Source organism: Streptomyces sp. NPDC046939, from assembly GCF_040644575.1.
In the GTDB taxonomy this organism is placed as follows: Bacteria; Actinomycetota; Actinomycetes; order Streptomycetales; family Streptomycetaceae; genus Streptomyces.
Window position 1 is genome coordinate 16208 of the sequence record NZ_JBEYWV010000055.1, and the last position, 15095, is coordinate 31302.

At 73.6% G+C, this 15095-nt stretch carries 8 protein-coding genes and 1 pseudogene; 4 read left to right on the plus strand and 5 right to left on the minus strand.

The annotated features are described in order from the left end of the window. Positions 1 to 46 precede the first annotated feature (46 nt). On the plus strand, positions 47 to 4702 hold the full coding sequence (locus ABZ877_RS38410; protein ID WP_361081020.1) for a hypothetical protein: 4656 nt from the start codon (positions 47 to 49) through the stop codon (positions 4700 to 4702). Between the two features lie 7 nt (positions 4703 to 4709). Here the strand turns inward: ABZ877_RS38410 and ABZ877_RS38415 are convergent, their stop codons facing one another. The 5 genes and pseudogenes from ABZ877_RS38415 to ABZ877_RS38435 form a co-directional block, all read right to left on the minus strand. Continuing rightward, positions 4710 to 5834 (minus strand): aromatic ring-hydroxylating dioxygenase subunit alpha, encoded by a 1125-nt coding sequence (locus ABZ877_RS38415; protein ID WP_361081023.1) that lies wholly within the window; start codon positions 5832 to 5834, stop codon positions 4710 to 4712. A gap of 49 nt (positions 5835 to 5883) precedes the next feature. Continuing rightward, complete coding sequence (gene solA / locus ABZ877_RS38420) at positions 5884 to 7044, minus strand: N-methyl-L-tryptophan oxidase (RefSeq protein ID WP_361081025.1); 1161 nt, start codon at positions 7042 to 7044, stop codon at positions 5884 to 5886. Positions 7045 to 7081: 37 nt separating this feature from the next. Then, on the minus strand, positions 7082 to 9565 hold the full coding sequence (locus ABZ877_RS38425; RefSeq protein WP_361081027.1) for an FAD-dependent oxidoreductase: 2484 nt from the start codon (positions 9563 to 9565) through the stop codon (positions 7082 to 7084). A gap of 304 nt (positions 9566 to 9869) precedes the next feature. Continuing rightward, a complete protein-coding gene (locus ABZ877_RS38430; RefSeq protein ID WP_361081029.1) occupies positions 9870 to 10661 on the minus strand; it encodes an IclR family transcriptional regulator in 792 nt (263 codons plus the stop codon). Between the two features lie 132 nt (positions 10662 to 10793). Then, positions 10794 to 11165, minus strand: a pseudogene (locus ABZ877_RS38435) (hypothetical protein); the annotation flags it as partial. 487 nt (positions 11166 to 11652) lie between these two features. Here ABZ877_RS38435 and ABZ877_RS38440 point away from each other — a divergent pair. The 3 genes from ABZ877_RS38440 to ABZ877_RS38450 all read left to right on the plus strand — a co-directional run. After that, positions 11653 to 14424, plus strand: coding sequence for a nitrate- and nitrite sensing domain-containing protein (locus ABZ877_RS38440; RefSeq protein WP_361081031.1), 2772 nt, complete (start codon positions 11653 to 11655; stop codon positions 14422 to 14424). Further along, positions 14421 to 14858, plus strand: coding sequence for a roadblock/LC7 domain-containing protein (locus ABZ877_RS38445; RefSeq protein ID WP_361081033.1), 438 nt, complete (start codon positions 14421 to 14423; stop codon positions 14856 to 14858). The genes ABZ877_RS38440 and ABZ877_RS38445 overlap by 4 nt, the downstream gene beginning before the upstream one ends. Positions 14859 to 14867: 9 nt before the next feature. Then, positions 14868 to 15095 (plus strand): DUF742 domain-containing protein (locus ABZ877_RS38450; protein ID WP_361081035.1); only part of this gene is annotated, 228 nt, incomplete at its 3' end.

The following is a 15095-nucleotide window of genomic DNA, read 5'->3' on the forward strand; positions in this document are numbered from 1 at the left end:
GCCGTCCCCCTTCGACGTCCGTCCGTACCTACCACGAGAGTCCGCCATGTACGAGCTGTCCCGGGTTCGCCTCTACTCCATCGGGCCGGCCGGTGCGCGCTACGCCGACACCGTGCTCGACCTGCGGGGCGTCGGCGCGCCCGTGCCCAACCCCGCGCCCGCCCAGGCGGAGTTCTTCGAGGACGAGCCCGTGGGCCCGCCGCGCCGCCCCGCGCCGGCCGGTGTGCTCTTCCTGGAGAACGGCGGCGGCAAGTCGGTCCTGCTCAAGCTGATCTTCTCGGTGATGCTGCCGGGCCACCGCAACACGCTGGGCGGCGCCAGCTCCGGCGTGCTGCGCAAGTTCCTCCTCGCCGACGACTGCGGACACGTCGCCCTGGAGTGGCAGCACACCCTCACCGGCGAGTGCGTCGTCGTCGGCAAGGCGAGCGAGTGGCGCGGGCGGCAGGTCTCCAACGACCCGCGCAAGTTCGCCGAGGCCTGGTACTCGTTCCGGCCGGGGCCCGGCCTCAGCCTCGACTCGCTGCCCGTCGCCGAGTCCACCGCCGTGCGCCCCGCCGTCGAGGGCGTCTCGGGCGCGAGGGGCCGGCGCCGGACCATGAAGGGGTTCAGGGACGCGCTGACCGAGGCGGGCAAGGCGTACCCCCACCTGGAGGTGCACTGGGAGGAGATCCACGACCGGTGGAACGAGCACCTCGGTGACCTGGGCCTCGACCCCGAACTCTTCCGCTACCAGCGCGAGATGAACGCCGACGAGGGCGAGGCCGCCGGTCTCTTCGCCGTCAAGAAGGATTCCGACTTCACCGACCTGCTGCTCCGCGCGGTCACCGACACGCGGGACACCGACGGCCTGGCCGACCTGGTCAGCGGCTTCGGCAACAAGCTGGGGCGGCGCGCCGAGCTGATGGCCGAGCGCGACTTCACGGCGGGCTCCGTCGATCTGCTCACCCGCATCGTCGAGGCCGCCGACACCCGTGCACGCGCGCGGGACATCCACGCCGCCGCCGAGCGCCGCACCCGCACGCTGGCCCGGCGCCTCTCCGCACGCGCGGCTGTCGAGCGCGGGCGCGCCGCCGACCTCGCCCAGCAGGTCACCGCCGCCGCGCACACCGTCACCGAGGCGGAGTCCGCGCGCCAGCGCAGCGCCCTCATCGCCGCCGAACTCGCCTACCGTCACGCCTCCTTGGCGCTCGCCGGGGCCGAGAAGGCCGCCGCCGCGCAGAAGCGCGAGCTGGCCGACGCCCGCACCCTGCACTCCGCCTGGCAGGCCGCGGAGGCCGTCCTGCGCCACCGCGCCGCCGCCGACCGCTCCGCGCGCGTGGCCGCCGCCATCCGCGAGGCCGAGCGCGACGCCGCCCCCGCCCTCGCCGCCCGCGCCAAGGCCGCCGCCGAACTCGTCCGCGCCCTGCACAGCGCCGCCGAGAAGGCCGAGCACCACGCCAACGAGGAGGAGGAGCGCTCCGCCGTCCTCCAGGAGGCGGGCGAGACCGCGCACCGCGACGCGACCGCCGCCGCCACCGAGGCCCAGCGCGCCCGCAGCGAACTCGGCCACCTGCGCCAGCGCCTCGCCGAGGTCGAGCAGGAGACCGCCGAGGCCGTCCGCGCGGGCTGGCTCGACGACAGCGCGCCCGACGCCGACCCGGCCCGCGCCGCGCTCGCCGCGTCCGACGCCGAGAAGACGGCCGTCGCCGCCTGGGACACCGCCCGCGAAGCCGCCCGCCGCGCCACCGAGCACGCGCGCGAGGCCGCCTCCGTGGAGGCCCGCGCCGAGCTGACCGCCGCCCGCGCCGCCGACGCCGCGAACGCCGCCGAGCAGGCGTACCGGGCCGAGGAGCGCGCCGCAGCCGCCCTCGCGGGGGAGGAGCGGCTCGCCGAACTCCTCGGCGTGGACGGCCCGTTGGGCGGCGTCGCCACGGCCGACGGGGGCAGCGCCGCCGACGCGCCGCTCACCCCCGAGGACCTCGACCGCGCCGCCGACGACCTCACCACCCTCCTCGACGACTCCGTCGTCGCCGCCGAGCGGCAGTTGTTCGAGCTGCGCACGGCCGCCGCCGACGACGCCCGCATCCTCGGCGCCCTCGGCGACGGCGGCCTCCTGCCGCCCGGACCGGACGTCCTGGCCACCGTCGAGTACCTGGGCGAGCACGGCATCCCCGCCCTGCCGGGCTGGCGCTACCTCGCCCAGTCCGTCGACCCGGTCGACCACGCGCGCGTGCTCGCCGCCCGCCCCGAGCTGGTCGACGGCGTCATCATCACCGACCCCGCCTCCCACGCACGCGCGCGTGAAGCCCTCGCGAGCGCCGCGCTCCTGCCCCGCTCCGCCGTCGCCGTCGGCACCTCCGCCGCGCTGCTCGCCCCCACCCCGGGCGAGAGCGCCGCCGACGACGGCGTCTTCCTCGTGCCGCCGAACCCGGCCATGCACGACGAGCACGCCGCCGACGAGGAGCGCCAGGCGCTGCGCGCGCGTGCCGCCCAGCGCGACGAGGACATCCGCGCCCTCGCCGGACGCCTCGCCAAGGACCGCGAACTGTCCGCCCGGCTCACCTCCTGGCGCGCGGGCTGCCCGGCAGGCCGCCTCACCGAACTCGCCACGGCCGCGGAACAGGCCCGTACGTTCGCCGGGGAGACCGAGGCCGAGCTGGCCGAGGCCCGCACCGTGCGCGCCGAGGCCGACGAGGCCGCCGCCGAGGCGACCCGCGTGCGCGACGAGCGCCAGGAGGCGGCCCAGCGCGCCCGGCGCACGGCCGACGCCCTCGCCGGACTCGCCTACCGCCTGCGCGAGCGCGCCGCCTGGCAGGCCAAGGTCCGCGAACTCGCCGACGAGGCCGTCGAGTGCGAGGCCCGCGCCCAGGCCTGCCTGGAGGCCGCCCGCGCCGCCGATGAGGACCGCCGCTCCGCCCAGCGCTCCGCCGACGACACCCGCCGCACCGCCCGCGCCCTGCGCGCCGAGCGCGCCGAGATCGCGGGCGCCCCCGACGACGTACCCGAGGGGGAGGCGCCCAAGGCGTCGCTGCCCGCCCTGCGCGAGGCGTACCGTGCCGCGTCCCAGCTCTACGAGAAGGTCGGCGTCGGCGCCGACCTCCGCGCCGAGCAGGCCCGCGCCGAGAGCGACGAGTCCGCCGCGCTCAACGAGCTGGACCGACTCAGCAACAAGGTCCGCACCCGCGCCGCCGCGCTCCTCGAATCCCCGGACGGGGCCGACGGCCCGTCCCGGCAGGCCGCCGCCGCCCGCGCCGAACAGCTCGTCCAGCTCCTGGAGACCCGCGCCTCCACCGCCAGCGAGCAGCTCGGCCGGCTGCGCGGCGAGGCCGAGCGGCACGCGCCCGAGGACGGCGAGGCCCACACCGAACTGCCCGAGGAACTCGTCCCCGCCGACGTCGAACAGGCAGCCACCCTGCTGCGCACCGTCACCACCGAACTGGCCGCGCGCACCGAGGCGCTGTCCACCGCCCGCGCCGCGCACAGCGCACTCCTCGACGCCCACCGCGCCGCCGAGGACGGCACCGGCGGCTTCGAGGAGACGGCCGCGCTCCTGCGCGACCTCCTCCGCGACCACACCGACGGCGAGGAGCAGGACGAGCCGGAGCCCTACCCCGGCACCCTGGAGGAGGCCCGCACCGCCGCCGCCGAGACCCGCCGCTCGCTGCGTGGCTGCGCCGCCGACCTGTCCGCCGCCGAGGCCGCTGTCCGCGAGGCGAGCGACATCCTCGTACGGCACGCGAACTCCACGCGCTACGAGCAGGTGCGCACGCCCGCGCGGCAGCAGATCCGGGAGCTGCCCGCCTCCGCGCTGCCGGAGCACGCGCAGCGCTGGGCGGACGCGTTCGCGCCCCGGCTGCGCGTCCTCACCGACGAGCTGGCGCAGTTGGAGCGCAACCGGGACTCGATCGTGGACCGCCTGCGCGGCCTCGTCGAGTCCTCGCTCGCCACGCTCCGCTCCGCCCAGCGCCTCTCCCGCCTGCCCGAAGGGCTCGGCGAATGGTCGGGCCAGGAGTTCCTGCGGATCCGCTTCGAGGAGCCCGACCAGGCCACGCTCACCGAACGCCTCGGAGTCGTCATCGACGAGGCCACGCGCGCGGCCGTGAAGAAGAACTCCGACATGCGCCGCGACGGCATGTCGCTGCTGCTGCGCGGTGTCGCCGCCGCGCTCGAACCCAAGGGCGTCGCCGTCGAGATCCTCAAGCCCGACGCCGTGCTGCGCGCCGAGCGGGTGCCCGTCGGACAGATGGGCGACGTGTTCTCGGGCGGCCAGTTGCTCACCGCCGCCATCGCCCTGTACTGCACGATGGCCGCGCTGCGCTCGAACGACCGGGGCCGCGACAAGCACCGCCACGCGGGCACCCTGTTCCTCGACAACCCCATCGGCCGCGCCAACGCCACGTACCTCCTGGAGCTCCAGCGCGCCGTCTCCGACGCGCTCGGCGTCCAGCTCCTCTACACCACCGGCCTCTTCGACACCACGGCGCTCGCCGAGTTCCCGCTGGTCATCCGCCTGCGCAACGACGCCGACCTGCGGGCGGGCCTGAAGTACATCAGCGTGGAGGAGCACCTGCGCCCGGGGCTGCCGCAGCAGGACCCGGACGGAGAGACGGTGCACGGGGAGATCACGGCGACCCGGATGTTCAAGCGGCCCACCGAATCCGGCGAACCCGCCGAGCCGACTGTGCCCGCCGCCCGCGCGGAGCAGGCGGTCCAGGAGGCGTGAACGACCGCTAGGCGGCGTCCAGTTGCTCCCTGACCCACGCGTGGAAGAGCCCGATGTGGTGCTCGGTGGGCACGAGGACGCCGCCGTCGCGGTAGGCGCGCGACACCATCGCCGGCTGGGTGCGCTCGCACGCCGCGAAGTCCTGCGCGTTGACGCGGTGGAACAGCTCGACCGACCGCGACAGATCGGCCCCCGACGCCACCACCTCGGGCGCGTACAGCCAGTCGCACTCGACGACCGTACGGTCCTCGGCCAGCGGGAACATGCGGTGCAGGATGACGTGATCGGGCACGAGGTTCACGAAGACGGTCGGCTTCACCGTGACCGCGTAGTAGCGCCGGTCCTGCTCGGGCGTCACCTCGGGCAGGCTGCCGAAGCCCTCGCCGCCGTCGACGGTGAACCCCGCCACGTCGTCACCGAACGCGGCGCCGTGCCCTACGTAGTACTGGGCCGCGTAGCCGCTCGCGAACTCCGGCAGCACATGGGTGAGTTCGGGGTGGATGGTCGCGCAGTGGTAGCACTCCATGAAGTTCTCGACGATCAGCTTCCAGTTGGCGCGCACGTCGTAGCTGATCCGCTTGCCGAGCGCGAGCCGTTCGGTGCCGTAGTGGTCGATGGCCGCCGCGTCGCCCAGCCGCTCGACCGCCGCGGACCGCACCGACGCCTCGAACGACGGCGGCTCGTCGGCCAGGCACACCCACGCGTACCCGAGCCACTCCCGCAGCGCGACCGCCACGAGACCGAACGCGGAGCGGTCGACGTCCGGCATCCGCACCAGGTGCGGCGCGGCGATCAGCTTCCCGTCGAGGTCGTACGTCCACGCGTGGTACGGGCAGCGCAGACTGCGCCTGACCCGGCCCTCCGTCTCCGTGCACAGGCGGGCGCCACGGTGGCGGCAGACGTTGAGGAAGGCGCGCAGCGCGCCCGTACGGGACCGGGTGACCAGGACGTTCTCGCGGCCGATCTGGACCGTGCGAAAGGCGCCGGGCTCGGCGAGGTCGGCGCCGCGGACGGCGCAGATCCACCGGCGTTCGAAGATCCGTTCCTGTTCGGCACGGAAGAGGTCCGGGTCGGTGTAGTAGCGGCCCGGGAGCGTGGCCGCCAAGCTCGGCGGCAGCGGAAGGGGCGGCACGGCGGACTCCTCAGACAGCGGGTGCGCCGGAGAACCGGCGCGGAAAGCATCAGACGGTGGGCGCGCCGGTGAGGCGGCGCGGGTCGAAGAGGTCGATGGGGTGCGCGGTGGCGCCGGTCAGCGCCAGATCGGCGAGGATCTCCCCGACGACCGGCACGAACTTGAACCCGTGCCCGGAGAACCCGCACGCCACGACCACGGAGTCCGGGTGCGCGGGATGCCGGGCGATGACGAAGTGCTCGTCGGGCGTGTTGGAGTACATGCAGGTCACGGCCTTGAGGAAGGTGCCGGGCAGCGCCGGGATGTGCCGGGACATGTGGTCGGCCATGGCACGGACCTCGGCGTCGTGGACGGTCCGGTCGACGGTCTCCGGGGTGCACTCCGCGCCGCCCCGGAAGAAGGCGACCTTGGCACCGAGATCGGGCCCGTCGATGGCGGGGAACCCGTAGACCTGGACGCCGGCCGCGTCCTCCCAGATGTAGATCGGATGGTTCTCGGGGCGGAACGGCCCCACCCCCGTGCTCGGCTGGAACCAGTACATGACCTGCCGCTCGATGGTGAGGGGCACGCCGAGATCGGCGAGGACCCGCGGCGCCCAGGCGCCGGGGCAGATCACCAACTGCCCGGCCGTGTACGTGCCCCCGGCGGTGTGCACGCGTACCCCGCCGCCCGCGCACGGCTCCCAGCGCGTCACCGGCTCCTCGAAGCGCAGCTCGGCACCGGCCCGCTCGGCGAGCTGGAGGTGCGCGGCGACCGTGGTCTCGGGGCGGACCAGCCCGGCCTTGCGCTCGAACAGCGCGACCTCGTCGTCGGCGGGCGTCAGCGTCGGGAACCGCCGCCGGATCTCGCGCGCGTCTAGCATCTCGTGCGGCAGATCCCACTGCTCGGCCGAGTGCCGCGAACCCTCCACCGTACGGGAGTCCGGACGGCCGACCATGACGCCGCCGCACAAGGTGGCGATGGAACGGCCCGTGGCCCGCTCAAGATCGGCGTACAGCTCATAGGAGCGCAGCAGCAGCGGCACGTACGCGGGGTCCTCGAAGTACGACTGCCGGGTGATGCGCGAACCGCCGTGGCTGGAGCCCCGGTTGTGTACCGGCCCGAACTTCTCCAGGCCGAGCACGCGGGCGCCGCGCGCGGACAGATGGTGCGCGGCGGCACTGCCCATGCCGCCGAGACCGATGACGATCACGTCGTGGGTGGGGGACATGGGCGGCCTCCGAGACGGTCCGGACAAGGGTCGTCGCTCACGTGCGGATACGGGTCATCTTCGGATCGAACAGCGGCTCGTCGGCGACCGTCGCGGGCAGCCGCTCGCCGAAGTACTCGACGTGCACGGCGGTCCCGGCCGGCAGCGGCGCCGGTGTCTCCAGCCAGGCGTACGCGACGCAGCGGCCGAGGCTGTAGCCGTACGCGGCGCTCGTGACGTAGCCGGACGGCGCACCCCGCACGAGAACGGGCTCCTTGCCGAGCACGGCGGCGGACGGATCGTCCAGGAGCAGCGGGGTGAGGCGGCGGGCCGACGGCGGCAGGCGTTCCAGCGCCGCCCGCCCGACGAAGTCACCGTGGTCCATCCGCACGGCGAAGCCGAGCCCCGCCTCGTACGGCGTGTGCTCCTCCGTCATGTCGACGCCCCAGGCCCGGTACCCCTTCTCCAGGCGCAGACTGTTGAACGCCGAGCGGCCCGCCGCGACGACACCGAACGCCCGCCCCGCCTCCCACAGCGTGTCCCACAGGCGAAGGCCCAGGTCGGCGGTGGTGTACAGCTCCCAGCCGAGTTCTCCGACGTAACTGACGCGCAGCGCCGTGACCGGGACGTGCCCGATGTACGTCTCCTTCGCACGAAAGTACCCGAAACCCTCGTGCGAGAAGTCGTCGTCGGTCAGGGGCTGGACGAGGGCGCGGGCGAGCGGCCCCCACACGCCGACGCAACAGGTACCGGAGGTGATGTCGCGGATCCGCACGTCGTCCGGCGCGTGCCGCTCAAGCCACACCTGGTCGGCGGGCGAGTTGGCCCCCACCTGGAACCGGTCGGCGCCGAGCCGCGCCACGGTGAGGTCCGAACGGATGCCGCCCTTCTCGTCGAGCAGGAGGGTGTACGTGACCGCGCCCGGCCTCTTCGCGACGTTGTTGGTGGTCATGCGCTGCAAGAACGCGAGCGCGCCGGGCCCGGTGACCTCCAGGCGGCGCAGCGGGGTCATGTCGTACAGGGCGACGCGTTCCCGGGTGGCCCTCGCCTCGGTGGCGACGACGGGGGACCAGTGGCGGGCGGACCAGGGGTCGCGCTCCTCGACCCCCTCGGGCGGCACGGGGTTCGCGTCGTACCAGTGCGGCCGCTCCCAGCCGCCACCCTCCAGGAAGTACGCGCCGAGCTCCCGCTGCCGCGGGTGGAAGGGGCTGACCCGCAACGGGCGCGGCCGCTCCATCGGTTGCAGCGGATGGATGACGTCGTACACCTCGACGAACTGCTGCGCCGCCCGGTCGCGTACGTACGCGGGTGAACGCTGCGCCTCCTCGAACCGGTGCGGGTCACATTCGTGCAGGTCCGTCGAGGCATGCCCGTCGACGATGGCCTCGGCGACGGCTCGCGCGGCCCCGGCCGAGTGCGTCACCCACACGGCCTCGGCCAGCCAGAACCCGCGCAAGGCCCGGGACTCGCCCAGGAGCGGCATGCCGTCGGGGGTGAAGGAGAAGACGCCGTTGAAGCCGTCCTCGATGTCGGCGCCCCGGAGTGCGGGCATGAGGCGTCGGCAGTCTTCCCAACTCGGCGCCCAGTCGTGGTCGGTGAAGGGGAGGGAGGAGGTCTGGACTCGTAAGCGTTTGGGGTCGTGGGGGAGGGGGCGGTGGGCGTAGCTGCCGATGCCGATACGGGTGACGGGCGGGGTGACGGGCGGAGTGCCGGGTGAGGCGCCGGTGTGGTCCGTGTGTTCGCGGAAGTAGAGGTCGCGGTCCTGGTACCGGAGGATCGGCTTCGGGGGCCCGGGGCGAGGCGCGTCGGACGCGGCGGGCTCCTGCAACGGCTTGGTCCGCGCGTACTGGTGAGCGAGTGGGAGCAGCGGGACGTCCACGCCGGCCATGCGTCCGATCACCGGGCCCCAGAAACCGGCCGCGCAGACGACGTGGGTGGCCGGGAAGGTGCCGTGGCCCGTGACGACACCCGTGACGTGGCCGTTCTCCCGCTCGATGCCGGTGACGGTGTGCCGGTCGAGGACGCGGGCGCCGCGTTCCCGAGCGCGGAGCAACTGGGCGTGGGCGGCGGGGACGGCGCGGGCCAGACCGTCGTCGGGCGTATGGAAGCCGCCGAGAATCATCGACTCATCGACAAGGGGCCACAGCTCTTTGCAGCGCGCGGCGGAGACCAGCTCACCGCGTATGCCCCAGGAGGCGGCCCAGCCGGACTTGCGGTGCAGATCGGCCCAGCGTTCGGGGGTGGTGGCCAGTTCGAGGCCGCCGACGCGGTCGAAGCAGGGCTGTCCGTCCACATGGAGCGCGGAGAACTTCTCGACCGTGTAGCGGGCGAAGCCGGCCATGGTCCGTGAGGGGTTGGTCTGGAACACGAGCCCGGGCGCGTGCGAGGTCGATCCGCCGGGCGCGGGGAGCGGCCCCTGCTCCAGGACCGTGACGTCCGTGAGGCCGCGGGCGGTCAGCTCGTCGGCGAGCGAACACCCGACTATCCCGGCCCCGATGACAACGACCTTCGGCGACTTGCCCTCGACCACGGCGCTGGACATGCCCCTCCTCCAGAACCCACGTACCTCAGGACTTCACCCGGTTGTTGCGTATTGCAGGATCTGTTGCGCAATGAGAGACGCGCTGGACGCCCATAGTGGGAACGCGGAAGAGTCGGCGTCAAGGGGTACCCCGAGCACATCTCCACGCCCGGGGCCCGGCTGGACGCGGGCAGCGGGCCCACCTTGTGCGGCTGAGCTGCACTGGCTTCGGTAGCGCGGGCCCTCACCCCGCGCCCAGCGCCAGCCGCCCCCACCAGCCCGACCCGGGCCACCTTCAGCAGGGCGAGTCCTCGACCCCAACCGATCAGAACCCGTACCCCATCCGCCGCGACAGCTCGACCCCCGCCCCGACCACCCGTTTCGCCAGCGTCGGCAACGCTTCCTCGGTCAAGCGGTACACCGGGCCCGACACGCTGATCGCCCCGATGACCTTGCCGTCGTGGGAGCGGGCCGGGGCCGCCACCGCGGCGAGGCCGAGCTCCAACTCCTCCACGGCCACGGCGAACCCCCGCTCGGCCACGTCCTCCAGCTCCGCCCGGAGGGCTCCCGCCCCGGTGATCGTGTGCTCCGTGAAGCGGGGCAGCGTGCGCGCGAGCAGCCCCTCACGCACCACCGCGGGCTGATGCGCGAGCAGCACCTTGCCGCTGGACGTGGCGTGCAGCGGCGTCCGCCGCCCCAGCCAGTTCTGCGCGGTCACGGACGCGGCGCCGCGCGCCTGCATGATGTTGACCGCCATGTCCTCGTCGAGCACGGCGATGTTGACCGTCTCGCCGAGTTCGTCCGCGAGGTCGCGGCAGACGGGGCCGCCCTCCTGGGAGATGTCCATGCGTACGGCGGCCGCCCCGGCGAGTCGCAGCACCCCGGCGGCCAGGTAGTACTTGCCGCGCTCCTTGGCCTGCCCGACGAGCCCCCGGTTCTCCAACACGCCGAGCAGCCGGAACGCCGTGGACTTGTGCACGCCCAGTTCGTCGGCGATCTCGGTGACCCCGGCCTCTCCACGCCGCGCGAGGCTCTCCAGGACGCTGACGGCGCGGTCCACGGACTGGACGGAGGAGGACGAGGTGCCCGCTTCGGTCGGGGCCTGCTTACGTGGCATGGCTCAGCTCTCACCACCCGGCGGCCCGTTGCCGGGACGCATCGTTGCGCAAGACGCGCCCTCGTGCGCGATGTGGAACATCATGTTATCGGCACCGTACGCAACTCCGGCTTAGGGCAACCGACTTCACGCTCAGGTGTGCTTCAACTGGCCGGCTCCACCGGCCCGCCGTATGCCCTCCGGCGCCCGCCGCTCCGCCCGCCGGGCCTGTCGCCGCTCCTTGCGCAACTGGCGGGCCGTGGAGGCCGGGACCGACACGACGCCGTGGCGCTGGTACCAGACCTGACGCGTGACCCAGACGTCGAGCACGCTCCACGTGGCCACGACCGTGCTGGCCACGCTGCTGAGCACCATGGGGAACGCCAGCCAGGAATCGGCCAGCGTGCACAGGAAGGCGATCATCGCCTGGATCAGCGTGACCGAGCTGATGAGCGCGGCCCGCACCGCCGCCGTACGCACCGGGTCCGGCATCCGGCGCCGCTTCGCCGGCTCCTCGACCCACAACTCCCGCCGCCCCGTCGTCTCCACCACCACGTCACTCCCCACCGCTCTCAGGCCTTGCCCGCGACACCACGCTCCGATGCCCCCGCACCGGCCGCCTGCACAGTGAGTGCCCGGCCTGCTCCGCTTCACGCCACCTCTCGGTGCTCGCTCCGCGCCCCGTACACCCCCCGTACATCCTGCAAGAAAGACGAATGGCAGCCCGCAAAGATTCCCGTTCCGGACAACTGCCCCGATGTCGAATCCGGGAGCGAAGAATTCCAGCCAACTGCCTGTCACAAGCGCTCGACAGTACGGGAAGCCGACAACCGGAATCCCGGGATGCAATCTCCCGCAATGCCCGGACAACTCCGGGCACCCTGGCCGCGATCGGACCGGACAGCATCCGGACAAGCCTTCGAGTTGCGCGTGTCTCAGTAGTAGGCTCGCGCCGTTTGTTGACGCACATGTGTGCCCCTGGCGACCACACGGGGGCGATCTGGGGGAGGCCATGCGCTTTCGCGGGAAGTCCATCCGCCGGAAGATCGTGGCGTTGTTGCTGGTGCCTCTCCTGTCGCTCACAGCCATCTGGGCGTTCGCCTCGGTGATCACCGGACGGGCCGCCATGCAACTCCTCTCGGCGAGCAGGGCCGCCGACGCGATCGGCTATCCGCTGCTCGACACCAGCCGCGCCCTCCAGGACGAACGCCGCCAGACCCTCGTCTACCTCGCCGACCCCCGTGCCTCGGAGGCCCAGTCCGACCTGCGGACCCGTCGCACCGCCGCCGACGAGCAGATGACCCGCATCAAGCGGAAGGCCGCCGACTCCGGTCTGCGCGACGATCTGAACGGCGACGCGCGCGGCGCCCTGGACGCCGCCGTCGAGGGCTTCGAAGGCATCGAGTCCCTGCGCAGGAACGTGGACGAGGGAACCGTCACACGCGCGCAGGCCCTCGACTTCTACACGCGCCTGATCGAGCCGACGGACCGCTTCCTCCGCCACCTCACCGCTCTCGACGACTCCGACGTGGAGAGCCAGGGACGCGCCGTCGGCGGTGTCATCAAGGCCCGCGAACTGCTCTCGCGCGAGGACGCGGTGGTCGGCTCGGCCCTCGTCGCGGGCCGTCTCACCCAGCCGGAGCTGCGCCAGGTCTCCGACCTCGTGGCGCAGCGCACGCTCCTGTACGACACCAGCCTCGCCCTGCTGCCCGCCGACGAACGCGCCCGCTACCAGCGCTACTGGCGCGGCCCCGACACCAACCCCTTGCGCACCGCCGAGAACGCCCTCGTCAACGGCGCCCCCGGCACCCCCAGGGGCACCACCTCCGCCACCTGGGACAAAGCCGCGAGCCAGGTTCTCGGCGAACTCGCCCGGCGCGACACCGCGGCCGCCAAGCGCTACCAGGACCGGGCCGAACCGATCGCCGTCAAGGTGTTCGTCCGGGCGGGCATCGCCGGGGTCCTCGGCCTGCTGGCCCTGCTCGTCTCCCTGTTCATGTCCGTCCGCGTCGGCCGCGGCCTCGTACGCGACCTGCGCCGTCTGCGCCTGGAGGCCCACGAGGCGTCCGGCGTCCGGCTGCCTGGCGTGATGCGCCGCCTCGCCGCGGGCGAGACGGTCGACGTGGAGACCGAGTCCCCGCGCCTGGAGTACGACAAGGACGAGATCGGCCAGGTCGGCCAGGCGCTCAACACCTTGCAGCGCTCCGCCGTCGAAGCCGCCGTCAAGCAGGCCGAACTCCGGCGCGGCGTCTCCGAGGTCTTCGTCAACCTCGCCCGCCGCAGCCAGGTGCTCCTGCACAAGCAGTTGACCCTGCTCGACGCCATGGAGCGCAGGACCGACGACACCGACGAACTCGCCGACCTGTTCCGACTCGACCACCTGACCACCCGCATGCGCCGCCACGCGGAGGGCCTCGTGATCCTCTCCGGGTCCGCGCCGTCCCGGCAGTGGCGCAAGCCCGTGCAGCTCATGGACATCGTGCGGGCCTCCGTCGCCGAGGTCGAGGACTACGAGCGCATCGAGGTGCGCAGGCTGCCGCGGATCGCGGTGACCGGCCCCGCCGTCGCCGACCTCACCCACCTGGTGGCCGAACTCCTGGAGAACGCCACGGTGTTCTCGCCCCCGCACACCGCCGTCCAGGTCCTCGGCGAACGCGTCGCCAACGGCTTCACCCTGGAGATCCACGACCGTGGCCTCGGCATGACCTCCGACGCGCTCCTCGACGCCAACCTGCGCCTCGCCGAGACCCCCGAGTTCGAGCTCTCCGACACCGACCGGCTCGGCCTCTTCGTCGTCAGCCGCCTCGCCCAGCGACAGAACGTCCGCGTCTCCCTGCAGCCCTCCCCGTACGGGGGCACCACCGCGGTCGTCTTCATCCCGGACGCGCTGCTCACGGACGCCCCCGACACCGAGGGCGCCGGGTTCCGCCTCGACCGGCCCGAGGGGACGCGCCACGCGCCGCTGCCCGGCCTCGGCACGTCCGACGGCCTGCCCGGTCTCCCGGCCTCCGTGCTCGGCGGGCCCGTCGAGCTGGACAGCCCCATCACCCTGGAGGCGCCGCCGGTCACCTCCGACCCGGCCGCCTTCCCGGGCGCCCTGGGCGACGAGGACAGCGAGCGCGGCGCCCTGTTCCGGCCCCGCCGCCCCGTCGCTGGCCTCCCCGGCGAACAGCACCAGCAGGCCGACGAGCACATGACCGCCGAGAACGGCCGTGACGGGGGCCGTGACGCGACGCCGGAGGGCCTCGTGCCCCTGCCGCGCCGCCGCGCCCCCAAGCTCGTCAGCTCGCACGGCAGGCCCGTCACCCGCACCCGGCCCGCCGCCCTCGACCGGCCCGCCGCTCTCGACCGGCCGGCCGCCCTGGACCGGGGCGGTGCCACCGAGCCGGGGGAGCGCCACGACCGGGACGCCGCCGACGGACCGCGCGGCCTCGCGCCGACGCCCCCGGCCGACCTCCCGCGCAGGCGCGCGCGTGCCACCGCGCCCGCCGAGCCCGAGCGGCCCGACGCCACGCTCGGGGGCCTCCCCAGGCGCGTACGCCAGGCGAACCTGGCGCCGCAGTTGAAGGACGGGCCCGACCTGCGCGGCGACCGCGCGAGCGCCCGCGACCAGACAGTCTCCGCATCGCCCGCCGACCGGGACGCCGATGAGGTACGCAGCCGGATGGCCTCGCTCCAGCGTGGCTGGCAGCGCGGCCGCGCCGAGAACGCGGAGAACGCCGGAAGCGCCCACGGCGCCGACGGCACAGCACAGGGAACGACTTCTGAGGGGGACGGTCGATGACCGCACCGAAGGCCACCGCGCAGACCACGAACGGTGGGTCCGGGGAGCTCAACTGGCTCCTGGACGACCTCGTCGAGCGCGTCGCCAGCATCCGCAAGGCGCTCGTGCTCTCCGGGGACGGACTGCCGACAGGCGTCTCCAAGGACCTGAGCCGGGAGGACAGCGAGCATCTCGCCGCCGTCGCCTCCGGCTTCCACAGCCTCGCCAAGGGCGTCGGACGCCACTTCGACGCGGGGGGTGTCCGCCAGACCGTCGTCGAGCTCGACGAGGCCTTCCTGTTCGTCACCGCCGCCGGTGACGGGAGCTGCCTCGCCGTCCTGTCCGACGCGGACTCCGACGTCGGCCTCGTCGCTTACGAGATGACCCTGCTGGTCAAGCGGGTGGGCGCGCATCTGGGCACGGCTCCGCGCACGGACCAGACCGCCGGGGGGTAGTGGGCCGGCATGAGCGCAGACGGTGAGGAGACGCAGGAGACGCAGGCGTGGTTCGACGACGAGGCAGGCCCCGTCGTCCGCCCGTACGCCATGACACGCGGCCGCACCAGCAGCGCGGCCCAGCATCGCCTCGACCTGATCGCGGTCGTCGTCGCGGAGTCCCCCGCCACACCCCCAGCCACGGCGACCGACCAACCGACCAAACAAGTCACTACCAATCAGAAAATATACCAAAAA